Origin of the sequence: Clostridium transplantifaecale, from assembly GCF_900626075.1 — a bacterium.
Taxonomy (GTDB): domain Bacteria; phylum Bacillota; class Clostridia; order Lachnospirales; family Lachnospiraceae; genus Otoolea; species Otoolea transplantifaecalis.
The window spans coordinates 1,302,200-1,322,874 of record NZ_UYZY01000001.1 but is presented as its reverse complement, the minus strand read 5'-3'; the positions used below and the strand labels follow the sequence as shown (position 1 = coordinate 1,322,874).

16 protein-coding genes are annotated in these 20,675 nt (G+C 49.5%); 15 read left to right on the top strand and 1 reads right to left on the bottom strand.

Going from position 1 to position 20,675, the window contains the following annotated elements; translation table 11 throughout:
* Positions 1–116 precede the first annotated feature (116 nt).
* The 6 genes from ccmA (at position 117) to mgtE (ending at position 7,871) form a co-directional block, all read left to right on the top strand.
* The gene (gene ccmA / locus EJL91_RS05615; RefSeq protein ID WP_125140941.1) at positions 117–788 is read left to right on the top strand and encodes a heme ABC exporter ATP-binding protein CcmA; all 672 of its coding nucleotides are present in this window, start codon (positions 117–119) and stop codon (positions 786–788) included.
* 149 nt (positions 789–937) lie between these two features.
* A complete protein-coding gene (locus EJL91_RS05610) occupies positions 938–2,860 on the top strand; it encodes a zinc ribbon domain-containing protein (RefSeq protein ID WP_125140940.1) in 1,923 nt (640 codons plus the stop codon).
* Between the two features lie 74 nt (positions 2,861–2,934).
* Entirely contained in the window at positions 2,935–4,128 is a 1,194-nt protein-coding gene (locus EJL91_RS05605) for an ABC transporter permease (protein WP_125140939.1), read from the top strand.
* Complete coding sequence (locus EJL91_RS05600; protein WP_125140938.1) at positions 4,121–5,188, top strand: ABC transporter permease; 1,068 nt, start codon at positions 4,121–4,123, stop codon at positions 5,186–5,188. The genes EJL91_RS05605 and EJL91_RS05600 overlap by 8 nt, the downstream gene beginning before the upstream one ends.
* Positions 5,189–6,042: 854 nt before the next feature.
* Positions 6,043–6,258: a hypothetical protein gene (locus EJL91_RS05595; protein WP_125140937.1), complete on the top strand. Its 216-nt coding sequence runs from the start codon at positions 6,043–6,045 to the stop codon at positions 6,256–6,258.
* A 245-nt stretch (positions 6,259–6,503) separates the two neighbouring features.
* A complete protein-coding gene (mgtE, locus tag EJL91_RS05590; protein ID WP_125140936.1) occupies positions 6,504–7,871 on the top strand; it encodes a magnesium transporter in 1,368 nt (455 codons plus the stop codon).
* A gap of 336 nt (positions 7,872–8,207) precedes the next feature.
* On the opposite strand, the gene EJL91_RS05585 is transcribed toward mgtE, so the two are convergent.
* The gene (locus tag EJL91_RS05585) at positions 8,208–10,130 is read right to left on the bottom strand and encodes a sigma 54-interacting transcriptional regulator (protein ID WP_125140935.1); all 1,923 of its coding nucleotides are present in this window, start codon (positions 10,128–10,130) and stop codon (positions 8,208–8,210) included.
* A gap of 106 nt (positions 10,131–10,236) precedes the next feature.
* Here EJL91_RS05585 and EJL91_RS05580 point away from each other — a divergent pair, with 106 nt between their 5' ends.
* The 9 genes from EJL91_RS05580 (at position 10,237) to EJL91_RS05540 (ending at position 20,614) form a co-directional block, all read left to right on the top strand.
* Positions 10,237–10,977, top strand: coding sequence for an MBL fold metallo-hydrolase (locus tag EJL91_RS05580; protein ID WP_125140934.1), 741 nt, complete (start codon positions 10,237–10,239; stop codon positions 10,975–10,977).
* Between the two features lie 15 nt (positions 10,978–10,992).
* Positions 10,993–11,784, top strand: coding sequence for an HpcH/HpaI aldolase family protein (locus tag EJL91_RS05575; RefSeq protein WP_125140933.1), 792 nt, complete (start codon positions 10,993–10,995; stop codon positions 11,782–11,784).
* A gap of 96 nt (positions 11,785–11,880) precedes the next feature.
* Entirely contained in the window at positions 11,881–13,194 is a 1,314-nt protein-coding gene (locus EJL91_RS05570; protein ID WP_125140932.1) for an SLC13 family permease, read from the top strand.
* A gap of 29 nt (positions 13,195–13,223) precedes the next feature.
* On the top strand, positions 13,224–13,892 hold the full coding sequence (locus EJL91_RS05565) for an RraA family protein (RefSeq protein ID WP_125140931.1): 669 nt from the start codon (positions 13,224–13,226) through the stop codon (positions 13,890–13,892).
* On the top strand, positions 13,892–14,338 hold the full coding sequence (locus EJL91_RS05560; protein WP_125140930.1) for a NanQ anomerase/TabA/YiaL family protein: 447 nt from the start codon (positions 13,892–13,894) through the stop codon (positions 14,336–14,338). The genes EJL91_RS05565 and EJL91_RS05560 overlap by 1 nt, the downstream gene beginning before the upstream one ends.
* 75 nt (positions 14,339–14,413) lie before the next feature.
* Complete coding sequence (locus tag EJL91_RS05555; RefSeq protein ID WP_125140929.1) at positions 14,414–15,511, top strand: lactonase family protein; 1,098 nt, start codon at positions 14,414–14,416, stop codon at positions 15,509–15,511.
* A gap of 51 nt (positions 15,512–15,562) precedes the next feature.
* Positions 15,563–16,579 (top strand): NHL repeat-containing protein, encoded by a 1,017-nt coding sequence (locus EJL91_RS05550; protein WP_125140928.1) that lies wholly within the window; start codon positions 15,563–15,565, stop codon positions 16,577–16,579.
* A gap of 526 nt (positions 16,580–17,105) precedes the next feature.
* Positions 17,106–18,557 carry a glutamate--tRNA ligase gene (gene gltX / locus EJL91_RS05545; protein WP_125140927.1) on the top strand — a complete coding sequence of 484 codons (1,452 nt, stop codon included), beginning with the start codon at positions 17,106–17,108 and terminating at the stop codon, positions 18,555–18,557.
* 230 nt (positions 18,558–18,787) lie between these two features.
* On the top strand, positions 18,788–20,614 hold the full coding sequence (locus EJL91_RS05540; protein ID WP_125140926.1) for an ATP-dependent helicase: 1,827 nt from the start codon (positions 18,788–18,790) through the stop codon (positions 20,612–20,614).
* The last annotated feature ends 61 nt before the right edge of the window (positions 20,615–20,675 follow it).

Sequence of the window (20,675 nt, the reverse complement as noted above, 5' to 3'; positions counted from 1 at the left end):
GAACGGAACCACCAGGTTTTTGCAGCAGCTTTCTTTTTATTACAAAACCATATAACAATGCAGTACCATTATAGTTACAAAACGACATACAGATCACTTGAGACAGGAGAATGACGATGCTGGAAGTACGGGAAATATTTAAACATTATAAAAAGAAACAGATACTCAACGGAATTTCACTGAAAGCAGAGCCGGGACAGTGTATCGGTATCGCGGGCGGAAACGGCTGCGGCAAGACGACGCTCCTGTCTATACTGGCGGGAGTGAACCAGCCGGATAAGGGGAGCATCCTTTTCGACGGTGTGGAAGCGGTGGGCAACAGAAAAGTGTTTGAAAGGAATGCCGCATACGTGCCGCAGGACAACCCGCTGATACCGGAGCTGACGGCGCGGGATAATTACAGGCTGTGGTTTAAAGGGGATAAAAAGGAGATGGAACGCGATCTGGAAGAGGGCGTCGGTAAATTTTTACGCCTCTCGGAGTTTCTGGACACACCGGCCGGAAAACTTTCGGGCGGCCAGAAGAAAAGGCTCAGTATTGCGTCCGCACTTTCCAATCAGGCATCCCTTCTGATCATGGACGAACCGGGAGCGGCTCTTGATTTGGGCGCAAAAGAAGAGATACTTACCTATATCCGGAATTATCTGAAGAGAGGCGGCACCGTAATACTGACTTCCCATGAGATAGGGGAACTGTCCGTGTGTACGCAGCTTTATGTGATGAAGAGCGGGACTCTGATGCCGGTACCGGAAAAAATATCGGCCGGGGAACTGGTTGAGCTGTTCTAGAGCCTGTTTGAAACACGCTTTAAAAGAAAAATCTTAAGATTATAGACAAAATCTTACAAAATCTGTACTTCTAGTGGTTCTTTGTTAAAGTTGTGCTATACTTAATGTGTTAATTATTTGAAAAAATAAGAAAAATGGAGGAGAAAAATATGAAATGCCCGCATTGCAACCAGGAAATCAATGATGACAGCCAATTTTGTGTATTTTGTGGAAAATCATTGAATGATACACCGGCAGCAGAACCACAGGCAGAGAATGGTGTTAAAGAAGATGCTTCCGGCGCAGAGGCTGACGGCCAGGCTACAGCAGAGCCTGCAACAGAAGCAGATAAACAGAACGAAGAAGTAAAGACGGAAGAAACTCCGGCAGAAGAGACTGCCGCACCGGCGGAGACGGCAGAAGCACAGCCGGCTGTCCAGACAGAGACGGCACAGGCTGAGGCAGCGCCTGCCCCGGAAGGCGGAGAGCAGAAGAGCAGGAAAAAATGGATCCTTCCCGTTGCAATTCTGGCTGTAATTGCCATTGCAGCCGGCGCATTTGCGATGACATCACGGAAGAATCCAAAAGACGTTGTAATTGGTGCGTTCAAGAGCATTGTGGCCGAGGGCCAGACCAATCCGGCCGAGGAAATTTTCGGTTTAACCGCAATGGGAGAGAAGCTGAACAAGGAATCCAGCGAAGTTAATATGGAAATGACCGTGGAAGGCTCTTCTGATGAAACCCTGAATCAGCTTGTATCAGGAAAAATTGGATTTACAACCCTCAATGACGTTGAGAACAATAAGATGTTTGTTGCTATGGGCTTAGGCTATGCCGATATGAACCTGGCAAACCTGGAAATTTACCTGGATCAGAAAGAAATGATCATGGCAATTCCGGAACTGTCTTCCAAGGCATTTTCACTCAATTATGCCGATGATCTGGAAGGACAGGTTGCAAACTCCCCATACGTAGGACCTATCTTAAGTGAGGCCGGTATGGATCTGACGGGTCTCAACAATTACCTTGCAAAATGTACGGAACTGGCGTCCGGCGACACGGAATTATTCAATATTCAGGAACTCTGGAAACGCTATAAAGAAGGCAGCAAGGCAATCGATGATCTGAAGGCCGCCATGACGGTGGAAAAAGCAGATAAGAAATCGTTCACCATCGACGGCAAGGAAGTAAATTGTGACGGATATCACACCACGATCACAAAAGATGCTCTGGTTCAGTTTGTCACAACAACAAAAGAATTCTTCCTGAATGATGAGACATTGAAGAATGATTTTATTGAGTATATGAATCTGATGAACGAGCTTCAGGGAACCATGGCTATGATGTCCAACCCTTATGCACAGACAGGCGAGGAGATGCAGCAGCAGCTTTGGACCGAGGCCGAGACACAGCTTGACGCTGTGATTGCACAGTTAAAAGAGTCCATGGGTGATCTCACAATGGATGTATATGTAAGAAAAGACGGCAAGATGGCAGGATTCAGCTATGAGACAACCGCAGTGATTGAGGATGAGAATGTTAAGCTTTACGGCGACGTATCTTTCGGCGGCGGTTACAGCATGATGTCCAATGTAAACGCAGTGCTCAACATCGAGTCGGATGACGGCGAAGTTGTTACAATCTCCGCAGACAAGACAGGTACATATGAGAAAGATAAAGTATGGGCAGGCACTCTGAAGGGAACCATGGGCAATGGAACAGAGTCCTACGGTTTTGTTTACACAGGCGATTACAATGCTGAGACGAAGGATTACAATCTCTCTCTCGATTTACTGAGCGGAGAAGACAGCCAGGTTACAATTACTTCGAGCGGTATGTTTACCGATCTGGTAAAAGGAGAGTCCTTTGATCTGGAGATGTCTTCCCTCAAACTGGAATCACCGATGATTACGGGAGCAAACGAGTACATTGAACTTTCCGGCAAATATGCGGCCGGTCCTCTGGAGCAGACAGTAGAAGCTCCGGCAGGCGACAAGTTTGACATTCTTGCGGCTACCGAGGATGATTACAACAATGTATCCACTGAAATTATGGGCAATGCGTTCAGCCTGATGATGAAATTCTATCAGTAGGCGGAGCAGGGCCACAGGCGGTGAGAGTCCGGTCTTTCGGCTTTCACCGCCGTCAATAAGATAAAAGGAACTATATGCGTACATTTTTGACATATTTTAAACTGGAATTGAAGAGGACGTTAAAAAGTATTCCATATTTTCTTGCAGGAGCAATTGTGCTGGTGTTACTGGCTGGCACAATTGCTTTTTCTGCAAGTAAGATGCTGTATGGAGAACAGGCAGTCGGAAAGATTCATGTGGGGGTTGTGGTGCCCGAGAACGACAGGCTGGCATCGATGGCCATAAATATGGTGGCGTCTCTGGACAGTGTGGGGAGTCTCTGCGAATTTATCTACGTGGACGGTGAGGAAGGAAATAAACTTTTAAACCGCGGTGAAATCTTTGCCCTGATGGAACTTCCGCAGGGGCTTTTAGAGGGAATCATGGACGGAAGCAATATTCCGGTCACCATCACGTTTACGGAGAATGCAGGCCTGGAGGGAGCAATATTCAGGGAGCTGACCGAGGCGGGAACCTCCATCTTAAGCACGGCGCAGGCCGCCATCTATGCGACGGACGACCTTCTGATTAACCATCAGATGGAAAGCTCCATCGGGCAGGCGGAGAAAGATCTGAATACAATTTTCATGCGTTATGCGCTGGTGAGGGAGGCCTATTTCAGGACCGAGAAAGTCAGTGCGTCCGGTGATGTGTCAACCGTGGTATTTTACGGCATATCAGCCTCGGTCCTGATCCTTCTGCTGCTTGGAATCCCGGCGGCGCCTATTGTAAGGCCCTATAAGATTTCCGTGGAGCAGAAGCTGGCTCTCTGCGGGATTGGAAGAGTGAAAAGAACGGCCGTGCGGACGGCATCCCTGACCTTGCTTCTTCTCCTTGCATCGCTGATTCCGCTGCTTTTCATGCTGAAAAAAGGCTATCTCGGCAGTGCATTGCCGGCGTTCTGCGGCTGGTTTTTTGTCTGCCTTGCTGCGGCAGGCTGGATTCTGTTTATCTATGAACTGTGCGGGAACACGACGGCGGCGATTCTGCTCCTGTTCTTTTCCACGGCGGTGATGATATTCATTTCAGGCGGAATTATCCCGGCCGTATTTTTACCGGAGGCAGTCGGCAGACTAGGCAAATGGATGCCCGTGTCCTTCCTGTTTGACGGCGTTAGATGGATGGTGAACGGCGATGGAATTATGCCGGTTTTAAAACTGATCCTGATGGAAACGGCGGTATTCGGGCTGTCTGCAGTAGTGAGAAGGAAGGAATATGATTATGAATAAACTTTTTTTATGGTTCCTTCTATCCTGCAAAAGGCAGCTTAAAAAAGCATTTTTCCTGATTCTGCTTCTGGTTCTCCCGGCCGGGATGTGGATGTTCCACCGGGCGGAGGAAAAGAGTCCGGGAAAAATTGCAATTGCACTTTTCACAGACGGGGACGAATGGAATCAGGAGATAGCGGAGACACTGACAGAAGGAGAGCATTCCTTTGAATTTTACCAGTGTGAAACACTGAAAGAACTGCAGGACGATGTGGCATCTAAGAAAGCGGAGTGCGGCTATTCATTTCCCGCCGGTTTCAGGGAGCTCTTAAGGGACGGTAAATATAAGCGTTCGGTAAGGCTCTATGTATCACCCTCCACCGTGGCCGACAAGCTTTCCTCAGAGGTGGTATTTGCCGGGCTGTTTGATATTTTCGGCAGAGAGCTCTTAGAAGAGTACGCCTCCACGGGCACGGCATTCGAGACTGCCAGGGCGGAAGGCCGGAAGGACATGGAACCGGAGCTTGTATGGAAGGAACTGGAACCTCTTTACGATCAGTACCTGGAAAACGGAAGCACATTTGCATTCGAATACAGGACGGCCGGAGCGGGAGCAATCAGGGAAAATGCAGTAACGGCCGTATTTCCCGTAAGAGGCATCTGCGCAGTTTTCATCTTTGTCATGGGCCTTGCCGCTGCGGTAACGGCCGGTGAGGATGAGACGAGAGGACTGTATTCCTCCATGACGGCGGGCAGAAAAAGAGGCTGCATGCTGGTACAGCTCGCGGCCCCGGTTTTTCTGTCATGCCTTTCCGCCTACGCCTGTCTGGCTCTTTCAGGCAGCCTGCGCACAGCAGGGCGGGAGTTGGTGCCGCTTATCCTGTACGGAATATTGGTGCTGCTCTTTTCCTATCTGCTGCTGGTCATCGTGAAAAGTCCGCTGATCATAGCAGGGCTGATTCCGTTCTTTATCCTGGGCAGTTTGATTGTGTGTCCGGTGTTTGCGGATTTGTCGGTTTTTGTACCGGTGTTGGGGGTGCTGAGGCGGTTTTTCCTGCCGTACTATTATCTTATTATGTGAGGGTTTAGTTGAGATGCGAGGACGCCTCTGTAAGATGGCGGACGGGGTGGTGAGGGGTGTGTATGAGTCTTCAGTCCCGGTTGGTAGGGTGTGGTGAGGGGGAATCCGGAGAAAAAAATTCCTGCGGGGACACGCTCCCGCTTGTGAAGCGCACAGCGGATGCTAAGCTCGAAAGTACCTCGCTAAGCACCGGCGGGCTTCAAGGTCACCCTTCGGAAAGTTAGTTACCGCGTACTCCGTACCCGGTAACACGCTTCGCGATGCACAGAAACGGTAAATAACACCGTTTCGCGCCGTTACCCTCGGGTTTTCTGTGACTTACGCTACGCTTCACTCACAAAAAACACCTCGCGGAATACATCCTGTATCCAGCAGCAGGTATGTCTATCATTCTCTATCCTGGTTGTCGGCGGGACTCAAGACTCAGCGAAGGTTGTTGCCCCGTCCGCCGGCTTCAGGGGCTGATTGTCTCTTTCGTCAAGTGTGAGAGAGGTATTGTCGCGGCCACTATGTAGTCATGATTCTTTTACATTCTGACGGCATCCCGGGCTGTATAAAAAGAGTATCAGAATAAACAGTCTAAGATTATAAGATTACACAGTTTCATAGTGAACAGGATATAGTTTTTAGGCATCCTTAGGCACCCTGAGAAACGTAGTGGCAGCGACAAGCGCCTCCCCCATTGAAGGAATAGGACAGATCAGGCGCCGCAGGCCAGGGGCCGGGCAGCCGTCTTGGCGGAGTCTTTCGTCCCGGTCATAACCTTCCTGCGGGGAAGAAGGGAGAAAAAGATTCCGGAGGGAACCTGGGAGTTCATTGGTACTTACCGAGGTCTTTTCGAGGTTAGTACCATTATGTACTCCAACGAGCGCAAGCGTTTCCCGCAGGAACTTTTTCTGCCCGGATTCCCCGCTCGCGACACCCTGACGCCCGGGACGAAAGACTCATCGATCCCCCTCACCACCCCGGCCCCTGGCCTGACGGCGGTGTCCTCATTTCTCAACCAAATCCCCATTTTACAAAGATTTTTCACGAAAAAACGTTGCTATTTTTCCGATGAATCTATATAATGAGAAAGGACATTGGCAAGTGTAAAAATTTCGTTAAAAATGAAAGGAGTGAACATAATGGAAGGCCGAAGTCATAAGACGGAATCAGATGGCAGCCACCCTGAACCGAAGGCAGAGCGTACTTCGTTTTTTCGTTGTGGGCACTGCCGTTCTTAGGTTGTTTTTTCTGTTTCCAAAATGAGTAAAGATTAAATTCAGTAACTGTGAAGGCACTGAACAGTTACAAATTTTGGAAGGGGAAGATCATGTTAGATGAAGAGATCAAAATAGAAGAAAAAATTGAAGGGCTCCTGAAGCTGGCTGCCGATAAAAAGTACAGAGACTTAAAAGCGCAGCTTGTGGAGATGAATGAGGTGGATATCGCCTCATTTATTGAGGAACTCGATTCGGAGAAGACGGTGGTTGTTTTCCGAATGCTGTCGAAGGAACTGGCAACGGAGGTTTTTGCCTGCCTGCCGGTCGACAAGCAGCAGCATATTATTACAAGTATTACCGATTATGAGCTGAGGGGCATCATTGACGACCTCTATGTGGATGATGCGGTTGACATGGTGGAGGAACTTCCCGCCAGTATTGTCAAACGTGTTCTGCAGAATTCGAGCCCTGATACGAGAAAGCTCATCAACCAGTTTTTAAATTATCCGGAGAACAGCGCCGGAAGCGTTATGACGGCCGAGTATGTAGGCCTGAAAAAGCAGATGACGGTAGAAGAGGCGTTTGCTTATATTCGAAAATACGGTGTGGACAAGGAGACGATCTACACCTGCTATGTTATGGATGAAAAGAGACAGCTTGAGGGCGTCGTGACGGTTAAAGATCTTCTGATGAACCCGTATGACACAGTTCTGGGAGATATCATGGATGTCCATGTCATGAAGGCGTATACGACGGAGGACCGGGAGGAAGTGGTGGACACGTTCAACGAGTACGGACTTCTGAGCCTTCCCGTTGTGGACAAGGAAAACCGTCTGGTAGGTATTATCACGGTCGATGACGTCATGGATGTCATGGAACAGGAGGCGACGGAGGACTTCGAGAAGATGGCCGCCATGCTCCCCAGTGAGAAGCCGTATTTGAAAACCAGCGTGTTCCAGCTTGCAAAGAACCGTATTCCCTGGCTGATGATCCTGATGGTCAGCAGCATGGTGACAGGAGGAATTCTGTTAAAATACGAGAATGCTTTTGCCGCAATTCCGCTGCTGGTAACCTTTGTTCCTATGCTGATGGACACGGGCGGTAACTCCGGAAGCCAGGCCAGCACGATGATCATCCGTGGTATGGCAGTCGGTGAGGTGGAACCTGCCGATATTCTCCAGGTAGTATGGAAAGAGCTTCGCGTGGGAGTGCTCTGCGGCGTCAGCCTGGCGCTTGTCAACTTTGTCAGACTGATGATACAGTACCCCGGAAAGACGCTGATTTGTCTGACTGTTGTACTGAGCATTTTCTTTACCGTAATCATTGCAAAAACCATCGGCTGCACCTTGCCGATCCTGGCAAAAGTAATCCACCTGGATCCGGCTATCATGGCCGCACCGATGATTACCACGATCGTGGATGCATGCAGCCTTATGATTTATTTCCAGCTGGCCAGCCGCCTGCTGGGGATGCTGTGAGAGATTAAAATTAATATGGTGACCGGATATAGACAAGCCGGCCTTCTGAAGAGTGATTCTTTGGAAGGCCGGCTTATTTTAGTTAATTGAAAACGAAAGGCGCTCAAATCTTTTTTGGCTTTTCATAAAAAACAAAATAAAACAGAATCAAAATTGAAAAGAATACATAAAAATTGTGTCATTTTTGACATAACAATGAAAGAATACCGGTTTGGTTAATATGAAAAATGCAGTAACAGCAAGGAATGGCCGTATTTGTAAAATCTGGCATATAACTTGCTGTTAAAAAAGGCAGCGGGTGAATACAGTAAGCCGGTGTTTGCATGTTGGCGTTCTTTAAATTCCCAGTTCCCTCATCCGCCGATAGAGAGTGCTGATGCTGATTTGAAGCTTTTCGGCCGCCAGCTTGCGGTTGCCGTCACATTCCTTTAAAACGGTACGAAGTTGTTCGGCCCGTACGGTGTGGATTTTCGATTCATAATCATCGCTAAAATCAGATTCATTCTCTTTATGCTGTTCTTCCCAGCAAACGGGCCGGCTGGCAAGCTGTACGGCTGCCAGACTGAAGATACCGTTGTCGGAAAGGGCAATCGTTCTCTCCACCAGATTTATCAGCTGGCGGATATTTCCGGGATAAGAGAGGGAAGCCAGATAGTTTAAGGCATCCTCTTCGATCTCGCGGATTCCGACGCCGAGTGTGGACTGACGGGCCTCTATAAAGGAACGGGCCAGAAGCGGAATATCGTCCCGGCGGGCTCTGAGGGGAGGAATGTGAAGCGTCAATACATTCAGCCGGTAGTAGAGATCTTCACGGAATTTGTTCTCGTGGACCATAGCTATTAAATCTCGGTTGGTGGCGGCAATGACGCGGATGTTGATTGGAATGGTGCGGCCGGAGCCTATGGGGGTGACTTCCCGTTCCTGCAGGACGCGCAGCAGTCTGGCCTGAATGTGGTAAGGCAGTTCCCCGATTTCATCTAGAAAAACGGTGCCGCCGTGGCCGCGTTCGAAAAGCCCCTGTTTCCCACTGCTCAATGCGCCGGTAAAGGATCCTTTTTCGTAACCAAACAGCTCGCTCTCAATCAGGTTTTCCGGGAGGGCGGCACAGTTCACTACGACGAACGGCTTATTCTTCCGGGCGCTGGCATTGTGGATGCTCTGGACGAAGATTTCCTTACCCACGCCCGTCTCCCCGGTCACCAGGATAGAGCAGTCGGTGGCCGCAAAGCGCCTGGCAAATTCAATTGTCTGAACGGTGGCCGGGCTTGTGCCGACGATATCTTCAAAGGTTTTGGTGGCGATCAGACCGCGGGCATATAACTGGGAGCGGACCTTCTGCTCCATCTGCTGCAGCTGTTCGATAGAACGGATCATCAGGATGGAGGAGGTATGGTGTTCATGGACCATAATCGGCTGGCCGCTGACGGTAACGGTCGTTCCTCCCACAGTGAGGATTTTACCTGAAAACGCGGCGGCATCGGTGAGAAGACGGCTCAGCTCGTGGCAGGAAAGCTCTGTCCGGCGGATACTGAGCCCTAGTAATTTTTCCTCCGGCTGGTTAAGCAGACCGGCAGCAATCTCATTAACAATGGAAATATTGCCGCTGCCGTCAATTGCGATCACGCCTTCACTGATTTTATTCTGGATAATCCTGAGTGTTTCCGTATACTGCTGCTGCTTGATAAGAGCCTGGAGCGTATGCCTGGCAATGCGCACTGCGGTCAGGATATCATCTTCATCGTAGGTGATATTAACAACCAGCAGATTGTGTTCACTGGCGTCGGAATTGATGATGGAGGTGCCAATCACGGCGCCGATGCCTTCGGCAGAAAGTTTCTCCATGATGTCCGGCAGTTCCTCCGGGCGGGAATAAGTTGCGAGCTGCACCAGGCCGGGATAGCGCCCGACTTCGCTTTCCGCCTTTGGAAGATCACTGGAATCGCCGGACCACAGGATGGCCGCGCGTTTGGAGACAGTCAGGGCCTCATGGATTGCCTCAGAAAAAGGTATTTTACTGCGGTGAATCGGAATTAATGGGGCCTGTACATGCTTGAACAGCTTTCTAGCTGAAAAATCGCCTGCAATGAGGACCTGGGCTCCCTGTTCTACAATATCGGATATCTGTTTTAAGGAGATATCCCAGTCATCGCTGACCTGGTGGACCATATAGGGGTAACCGTGACGGATGAAAACCTCCATAATCTGGTCATAGTGATATTTGCGGCGGACAACGACAGCAATGGAATTATCTGTCTGCATGGAAAAACCTCCTCTTTTCAAATGGCTGCTTACGGTCGATAAAATGTACCGATTAGTATAGCATAGAAGATTAAAAATTGCAAAAAAAGGAAAGGAAAGAAACAAGATGGGAGTAAAATTTACGTATTACGGAGGAATGTGTGTGCTGGTGGAGCGCAGCGATGGAAAAAAGCTGCTGTTTGATCCGTATATCAGCAAAAACCCACAGACGGAAGTACCGGTCAGCCGGTTTTACGATGTGGATTATGTGTTTGTGACCCACAATGCCAATGATCATTATGGGGATGCGGAGGAGCTGATGATGAACAGCCGGGCAACGCTGATCAGCGGAAGCGATGTCGTGCGCCGGATTGGAGAAGTGTTTGAGGTGCCGAGGGAACGGCGGATTGGGACGATGTATGGAGATGAGAGGGAGATAGATGGCGTGACAAAACTCCATACGGTCACTGCAATCCATCATTCTAAGACAACGAAAAGCGGCGTGACGGCCTCCGCGCCTGCTTTCGGCTTTATTGTGGATATTGAACCGGGAATCACTTACTATCATGCCGGTGACACCTGTCTGTTTAGCGACATGAAATTGTACCGTGAATTATATCATCCGCATGTAATGGCAGTTGGAATATGGAAATTTAAAGAGCCCTACCCGCCCTGCGACATGGCTCCGCGAGAGGCGGCATATGCCGTTTCCTATGCGGGTCCGGAGGTGGTAATTCCCACCCATTATCCGAAAGGAAGCAGCGCGCCTTCTGTTTTTGAGAGACATCTGGAGACGCTGGCGCCTCATGTGGCGGTAAAGAGCGAAATTGAGAAGACATTTGTCTGCACCCCGTTCCGGGTAGAGTAGAGGAAGGGAAGTAAAATGAGAAACGGTTTTACAAAAATAGATGATGACAAAAGAATTCGGAGCCGTGCGGGGAATTGCCTCATGAGCTACGGTCTGTCCATGCTTCTGCCTTGTCCTTCGGTGGTGGAAATGGCGGCCCTGCACGGATATGATTTTATCAGAATTGACTGTGAGCATGCCCTTCTCAGTTATCCGGAAATTAGGGAACTTATGGCTGCCGCCCGCCTCCTTGGTATACCCTGCCAGATCCGGACACCGGATCTGGCAAATATCACGGCGCTGTTAGGACAGGAGCCTGCGGGTATCATGATACCGCATGTGGAAAGCCGGGAGGAGGCCCAAACTGCTGTGGACTGCTGTAAATTTGCTCCCTGCGGCCGCCGGGGGATGGACGGAAGTGCCAGGCACATGCGCTGCGGCGGGATGAAACGTGAGGAATATATGGAGTATGCCAATAGGACAATGGATGTCATAGTTCAGATTGAAAGCCGGGAAGGGCTTCTCCATATTGATGAAATTCTTTCGGTGGAGGGGATCGATATGGTTGCAACGGGCCGCGCTGACCTTTCCCAGGAACTGGGAGTGCCGGGGAAGAAGAACCATCCTGATGTGATAGAGGCGGAGAACCGAATTATCCGCAAGGCGCTGGAATATGGAAAAATTCCAACGATTGCGGCGGACAGCGAAGCACGGATTGCAGAACTGGCAGCCATGGGAGTGAGATGCTTCCTGATCGGCAAGGATGAGACGCTGCTTTCCGGCGCTATAAAGGAAAACCTGGAGAAAATAAGGAGGTTTCCTTTGTGAATTCTGGTTATAGGCATGGCAATTTCAGGATCGATCATGCCGGCAGCGCCCGAAGATGTGATGCAAAAGAAAAACGATGTATTTAGGAGGTAGAGTATGAGCTACGCAATTCTAGGTTATGTAATGATAGCGGTAATCGTTGTTTTACTGCTGAAGAACAAAGTAAATCCGATGGTAGGTTTTATTGTGATACCACCGGTATTTGCTTTACTGGCGGGATATTCCCTGAGTGATATCAATGATTTCATTAAGGCGGGCGTCAGCAGCGCGATGGGAACTTCCATTATGGCGATGCTGTCCATACTGTTTTTCAGTATTATGACGGAGAACGGACTTTTTGATCCGATAGTGGAGTTCCTTGTAAAAAAAGCTGGAAACAGTGTGGCGGCAATCACGATTATCGCATCTCTGGTGGCCCACTTTTCGCACATGGACTCCGGTACAACCAGTACACTTTTAGTAACAGTTCCGGCCATGCTTCCGATTTTTAAAAGAGTGGGAATTGACCGCAAATATCTCCTGCTTGAAATTGTGCAGGCGGTTGCGGTTGTGAATATGCTTCCGTGGGGAGGCGGCGTCCTTCGATCGGCGGCAGTTACGGGTATGGATCCCAGCGCGATTTCCAGTGCGATTATGCCGTGTATGGCGGTCGGCGTGATTTTTAACCTGGTAACCGCTTATTTATACGGTAAAAAAGCGCAGGCCAAAATAAACAGAGGAATTGTGGATCACGGTGAGGATATGGAGGCGGACGGTTCCCTTCACGTGGAAGAAAACAGGGAAACAAAAGTGAACGCAAGATACTGGGTAAATGTGGCCTGGACTCTTTTCATTCTGTTCCTGGTATTCAAAGGTATTTTTGCCGGGTACATAAACTTTATGTTTGGTCTGGCTGGCGCCCTGATTATCAACTACCGTTCCGTCAAAGAATGGAATGCGGTTGTCGATAAATATGCGAAAAACAGTCTCAGGATCACTCTCACCATGTTTTTTGTCGGAGCATTTGCAGGAATTCTTACAAACAGCGCAATGCTGACTGAGATGGCGAACGTCATTACGGGAACCATACCGGCCTTTATGGCTCCCATGTATAATTTCGTATGTGCGCCGCTAAGCTTCATTTTCAGCCTGGTTCTGGGAGCCGACGGATTCCACTACGGGATGATGCCCCTTTTGATCAAGGCGGGACAGTCATACGGATTCAGCCAGGAATCACTGACTTATGTTCTCCTGATGGGAGCTGATGCCGTCTCCCTGATCCGTCCGGTACAGGCTACGGCGTGGATGGCGGCAGGAATGGTCGGCGTGGAGATGAAAGACATATTCAAAAAGGGCCTTCCGGTTTTAACTCTTTTATATATCTGTGAACTGGTGACGGCCGTAATCATCGGAATTGTGCCGATTGGTTAAATTATAGAACAGAAAGAAGGAAAATAGAAATGATAAACAGAGCGGGACTTAGAATTTTAGACTGTCCGAGACCGGACCGGGAATTAACAGAGGCTTTCAGGGGACTTCCCAGCAGCAATATCGCCGATAATATGGGGCGGCTTTACAATACCAACAGCAGTATCAGGGCTTTAAACGGGCTTTCCCTCTGCGGCCCGGCCTTTACGGTAAAGGTACCCCAGGGCGATAACCTGATGTTTCATAAGGCCCTTGATCTGGCCCTGCCGGGAGACATTATAGTAGTCGATGGGGAAGGAGATATGGAGCATGCCCTGGCCGGCGAACTGATGATCCGCCATGCCATAAGGAGAAAGCTGGGAGGTTTTGTCATCAATGGCTGCATGCGGGATTTTGATGCCATAGAGGCGCTTCCATTTCCCGTATACGCAAAAGGAATTACTCCACAGGGACCGTATAAAAGCGGTCCGGGGGAAATTAATGTCCCGGTGTGCTGTGCAGGCCGTGTAATCTGTCCCGGGGATATTCTCGTCGGCGACAGGGACGGAATCGCCATTATACCTGCGGAATTTGCCAAAGATCTGCTTTCGCGGGCGAAGAAGAAATTTGAGGGGGAACAGAAACGGATCATGGAAGATGAGCCGGGAAACAGGGATTGGGTAGACCGTGCTATAGAGGCGGCGGAGAAAGGGGTTATGTGATGATACTTGATAAACTGGAAAATGCGCCGTTGTATTATGGAATCAGTGAAAATCTCGCCTGTGCGCTGCGTTATCTGCTGGCCCACAAGGCAGAACTGGCAGCTCAACCGCCGGGAATTACAAAATTGACAGACTGTGTACAGATTAAATTTCTGGAGTACGATACCATTGACGCAGAGAGAAGGTGGGAGTCCCACATAGAGTTTACGGATGTCCAGTACATGATAAAGGGCAGTGAGAGGATTGGTTATAACCATGTGGAACGTATGGAATCTTCGGTAAGGCAGGAAGGCAAAGATCAGATTATCCATCAGGGAACGGGAGAAAAAATTCTGGTGCCGGAAGGTTTCTTTATGGTACTCTTCCCCCAGGACGTCCATATGTCGAAGCTGGCGGACAAAGAAGTAACGCATGTGAAAAAAGCGGCTTTTAAAATCCGGCTTTGACACTTGCCTTGCCGTTACTTGTTTTTAGAGCGGCGGCATTACCATAATATACATCAGAAAGGATTTACCATAAATATGGAGCCATTATACGTATACATCGGTACCTATACAACAGAAAATAAGAAAAATAACAGAAACGCCCACGGCGTCGGAATTTATGTTTACAGCGTGGACAGGAAAAGCGGGAAGTGGTCGAGGCTTCAGGAGATACCTGCGTTAAATCCTGCAGTTCTGGCCTTCGGAAAAGAAAAGAAATACATATACTGCGTCAACAGCAACAGCGGTCAGGTTTCTTCCTATAAAAGAGTCAGGGAGAACGGGACGCTCATTCCTCTGAACCATGCGGATACAGATGGAAGCAACGTGATGATTGCTTCCGTTGATCCGGCCGGAGAATGGCTGGTGACGGGAGATCACAAAGGAATTATTAATTTATTCCGTATTAATGAGGATGGAAGCATCGGCGAAAAAACACAGAGTTTTATCCTTCCGGGAGAAAAGGGCCCGTTAAATGAGAAAATCCAGCCATGGTCCAGACCTCATCACGTACCTTTTTCACCGGACGGCCGTTTTGTGCTGATGGCGGATAAGGGGCTTGATCTGGTACACAGTTATCAGCTAGATCGGGAAAGAGGAATGCTGATACCGGTGCAGGCGCTTAAATGCCACGGGGCGTCCTGTCCGCGCCATGTCTGGTTCCATCCAAACCGGAGGTGGGCCTATGTCAATACAGAGTATACCTCGACTATCATAGCCTGCCGGTATGATGAGGAAAGCGGGATTTTGGAGCCGTTTCAGGTAGTTCCGGCATTACCCGACGACTACTTTGATGTGAAAAATATGACATCGGAGCTGGCAGTGCATCCGGACGGAAAATTCCTCTATCTATCGAACCGGGGACATGAAAGTATTGGTGCATTTGCGATTGACCAGGAGACAGGGCGGCTATCACCGATACACTGGATTCCCTGCGGGGGCAAAAAACCGCGTTTCTTTGCGATAGAACCGGGCGGGAATTTCCTGTTCTGCGGAAACCAGTCGAGCGACACGATCACATCGTTTACGATTGACAAGGAGACAGGTCGCCTGACAGACAGCGGACGGGTACTGGAGACTCCAACGCCGGTCTGGATGCTGTTTACCGACGCAGTGCCGTGTCTGGATGAGTTTTAAAAGAACCGGATTCTTTTTTAAAAGTCCGATTAAGTTCCAAAAGGAGAATGGATGATGAAACAGATTAGTTGTGGAAAAATAGAATGGGAAGAATTTGCCCAGGTTCTGGGAAGCGGCAATTTTATATATCGGGCCGATTTCACCTGGGCCAAATGGCCGGGGGAGCTGTCCGGGATTCATGTGCTGAATGGTGACTTTGATGGAGTGGGGCGGCTGTATGCGGCGACCGACGATGCAGAGCACCCGGTGGTGGTGTTTGATAGGGATGGAAATTATCTCCGCTCCATCGGGACAGGCCTGTTTAAGAAGGCGCACAGTATTTTTATCACTCCGCAAAATACAATTCTCTGTGCGGATTCCAGTGACAGCTTCCATGTAATCAGAGAGATTACCGTCCGCGGGGAGCTGGTCCGTGACTTTGGAACCCTCCATCAGCCGGGAGACAGTGGTTATGATAAAAACTACCTGGAAGTTTTAGAACGTGAAAACAGGGTGCCCGCCGATCCGGCCTGGAATTTAAGGGCGGCAGCCAATGCGCGCCTGGACAGTATCCGCAGGCGCGGGATGCCGTTCTGCCGCCCGTGCATGATGGCAATGAACCATACAGGCGAGTATTTTGCCGCAGACGGATACGGGAATTCGGCGGTGCACAAATTTAATGCCGACGGCACCTACGCCTTCTCCTGGGGAAATCCGGGAAAATTGCCGGGAGAGTTCCGTCTTGTACACGCTCTCTGTATCGACCCAATGGACCGAATCTGGGTAGCCGACCGCGAAAACTCCCGTGTCCAGTTATTCACCTCCGGCGGTGAACTCCTGGCCGTAATCGACGGAATGCTCCGCGTCGGCGGCCTTTACACCGACGGCCAGTACGTCTACATCGGAGAACTGGACGGGGCGGTAACAATAATAGACATGAACTGCAAACCAGTCGCCAGATTCGGCTGGGAAGGTTCCCCAATGCATGTCCACGGCCTGACGGGAGACGCAGAAGGAAACCTGTACCTCTTCACCAATAAAAAGAACCGGAACAACATACTAAAACTAAACAAACTGACCGGAAATTAGCCGCCCGCCAAACGGCCAGCTCCCAGCCCCCACAAAAAAAATTCCAGTCCTCAATTCACCCAAACCTTTCAGGTTCCGAACGAAAACACTCCCGGCAACAAGTAGTGGCCTCGACAATACCCTCCCCCTTTGAAAAAGAAAGGCAATCATTCCTCACCCGGGGCCGGGATGCGGCGAAAAACCTTCGCGTCTTCAGTCCCGGCCAACACCCTTCGCAAAGGGGAAGCAGGAAGAAAAAATCTCCGAAGGGGATGTTGGAGTCCGCCGGTTCTTGGCGAGGTTTCACACGAGCCTAGAATCCGCTGCGCACTCCATAAGCGCAAGCGGTCCCCGCAGGAGATTTCTTTCTTCCTGCTTCCCCGCCCGCGATCCCCCCAATCCGGGACTGAAGACTCACTCCCCTTCCTCTCCCCATTCCGTAAAGCTGCAGCTGCCCTTCCCCTGATTTTTCAATAAAATCCCCTGCTTGTAAATTTTCCCTCTTCGTTATATAATGGACTCTATCAAAGATTAGGAGTGTGAAACTATGACGAAGATCAGAACAAGATATGCCCCGAGCCCGACCGGCAAGATGCACGTCGGAAATTTGAGAACAGCACTATATGCTTATTTAATCGCAAAACATGAGGATGGAGATTATCTTCTCCGTATTGAGGATACAGACCAGGAACGTTTTGTCGAGGGTGCGACAGAGATTATCTACAACACCCTGAAGGACACGGGCCTGCAGCATGACGAAGGTCCTGATCTCGGAGGAGAGTACGGTCCTTACGTGCAGAGCGAACGCCAGAAAGCCGGTATTTATACGGACTATGCGAAGGTGCTTCTGGACAAGGGCGAGGCATATTACTGCTTCTGTGACCAGGAACGTTTGAACAGCCTTAAAAGGACTGTAAACGGCGAAGAGATTATGACCTATGACAAGCATTGCCTCCATTTGTCAAAAGAGGAGATTGAGGCAAATTTAAAGGCAGGCAAACCTTATGTAATCCGCCAGAACAACCCCAGAGAAGGAAAGACAACCTTCCACGATGAAATCTACGGAGATATCTCGGTAGACAATTCGGAGCTGGATGATATGGTTCTTATCAAATCCGACGGATATCCGACCTACAACTTTGCCAACGTTGTCGACGACCACCTTCAGGAGATCACCCACGTCGTCCGCGGCAATGAGTACCTGTCCTCGTCCCCGAAATATAACCGTCTCTATGAGGCATTCGGCTGGGAGGTTCCGGTATACGTGCACTGTCCGACCATCACCAATGAGGAGCACAAGAAGCTGAGTAAGAGAAGCGGCCATTCTTCCTATCAGGATCTGATTGATCAGGGATTTATTTCAGAGGCTGTTGTTAACTTTGTAGCCCTTTTAGGCTGGTCCCCTGAGAACAACCAGGAGATTTTCTCCCTGGACGAGCTGGTGAAGGAATTCAATTATAAGAATATCAGCAAATCTCCGGCCGTATTTGACATGGTCAAATTAAAATGGATGAACGGAGAATATATCAAGGCAATGGACTTCGACCGTTTCTACGGCATAGCGGAGCCTTATATTAAGAAAGTAATCAGCAAAGATCTGGATCTCAGAAAGATTGCCTCCATGGTTAAGACAAGAGTTGAAGTCCTCCCGGAGATTGAAGGCCATATTGATTTCTTTGAAGAGCTTCCGGAATACGACACCGAGATGTACGTCCACAAGAAGATGAAGACAACGAAAGAAACTTCCCTCGAGGTGCTGAAGGAGCTTCTCCCTGTTTTGGAGGCGCAGGAAGACTACAGCAACGACGGCCTTTTTGCTGTCCTTTCCGCTTATGTGGCAGAAAAGGGAGTTAAGACCGGATTCGTAATGTGGCCTATCCGTACAGCCGTATCCGGCAAGCAGATGACACCGGCCGGAGCCACAGAGATCATGGAAGTCCTCGGCAAGGAAGAATCCCTTAAGAGAATCAGAAAAGGAATTGAACTCTTATCAAAGTGATGAAAACATGTTAAACGTTTTTCACCGCCATAGATGGTAACCTGTATGCTCCGCATTCAGGCTGCCGTGATCAATAGATAGCTGCAAAAGGAGTGCTGGGGAGTTTGAGCACTCCTTTTGAACTATAAGACGTGGGTGAAAGACAGATAGAAGAACAGATAAAGAAACATATTTAAAGTAATGAAAGAACTGGAAAAACCAGATAAAGAAACAGGATAGGATAACAGTAAATGGAATTTGGCAGAACACAGGAACAGGCGATACGCCACAGAGACGGGCCGATGATGGTACTGGCGGGGCCAGGTTCCGGAAAGACCACGGTAATTACACACAGGATCAAATATCTGACGGAGGACTGCAGAATCAACCCGTCGGATATTCTCGTTATCACGTTTACCAGGGCCGCCGCTGAGGAGATGAAGGAGCGCTATGTGCGTCTGACCGGAGCGGCGCGGGGAGTTTCCTTCGGCACGTTCCATTCAATCTTTTTTCAGATACTGAAGCTGGCTTACCGTTATACGGCGCAGAACATTGTGCGGACGGAACAGCAGATGCAGTTCATCAGGGAACTGGCAGGGAAAGAAGAGCTGGAACTGGAGGACGAGAATGAATTCGTCACCTCTGTTTTAAGTGAGATCAGCTCCGTAAAGGGAGAAATGATCGATTTGAGGCATTATTACTCCAAAAATTGTCCGGATGAAACCTTTCGCAGGATTTTCAGCGGATATGAGGAACAGATGAGACGGTCGGGACTCATTGATTTTGACGATATGATGGTTATGTGCTGGCAGTTGTTCCGGGAAAGAAAGGATATTCTGGCGGCGTGGCAAAAGCGGTACCGCTACATCCTGATTGACGAGTTTCAGGATATTAACCGTCTGCAGTATGAAATCATCCGTCTCATTGCAAAACCGGACAACAACCTCTTCATCGTCGGTGACGACGACCAGTCTATCTACCGTTTCCGCGGCGCCAGGCCGGAGATCATGCTGGGATTTGAGAGAGATTATAAAAATGCGGAACGCATTCTTCTGGATGTGAACTACAGATGTACGGCAGAGATTGCTGGTCCCTCCCTGCGCCTGATTGAGAATAATGAAAAACGTTTCAAAAAGAACATAAAGACCGCAGGCGCAAGGGGAAAAAATATTATCACCAGGGTCTGGCAGGACAGCTTTGAAGAAAACAACCGGATTGCAGGGGAGATAAAGCAATACCTGGCTGCCGGGTATCAATACAGTGATATAGCAGTTCTCTACAGGACCAACTCAGGCCCCAGGCTCCTGATGGAAAAACTCATGGAATACAATCTTCCCTTCAGGGCAAAAGACACTGTGCCAAACCTCTATGAGCACTGGATATCAAGAAATATACTGACCTATATAAAAATTGCCCTGGGAAGCCGGGAAAGATCCGACTTTCTTCAGATAATCAACCGTCCCAACCGGTATATCAGCCGCGACAGCCTGCGTAACCAGACGGTGGATTTTGGAGAGCTGAAAAGCTGGTACGGTGAAAAAGACTGGATGGTGGATCGGATCGAGAATCTGGAATACGATCTGAAAGCAGTGAGCCGCATGTCGCCTCTGGCGGCGGTGAATTACATACGCCAGGGAATCGGATACGACGGTTTTCTGGAGGAGTATGCCGGTTTCCGAAGAATGAAGCCGGAGGAACTTTTGGAGACGGCGGATCAGCTCAAAGAGAGCGCCGCCGGATACAAGACATATGAAGAATGGTTCCGCCATATCGAGGACTATGCGGAAGAACTGAAACGCCAGGCATCGGCCGGAAAGGCATCGGAAGAAGATGCGGTCACTCTGGCTACGATGCACGGCTCAAAAGGGCTGGAATTCAAAATCGTCTATATTCTAGACGCCAACGAGGGAGTAACGCCCCACAGCAAAGCGGCGCTGGACGAAGATATCGAGGAGGAGAGACGCCTCTTCTACGTCGCCATGACCAGAGCCAAAGAGCGCCTGCATGTGTACGCGGTCAAAGAGAGATACCACAAAAAAGTCGAAATATCACGATTTGTGGAGGAATATTTAGGATAAGACTAAGGCCAGGACCGAAGCCCCAGCGATCCCCTCCCTACCCCGCCCGCCATTCCCACAC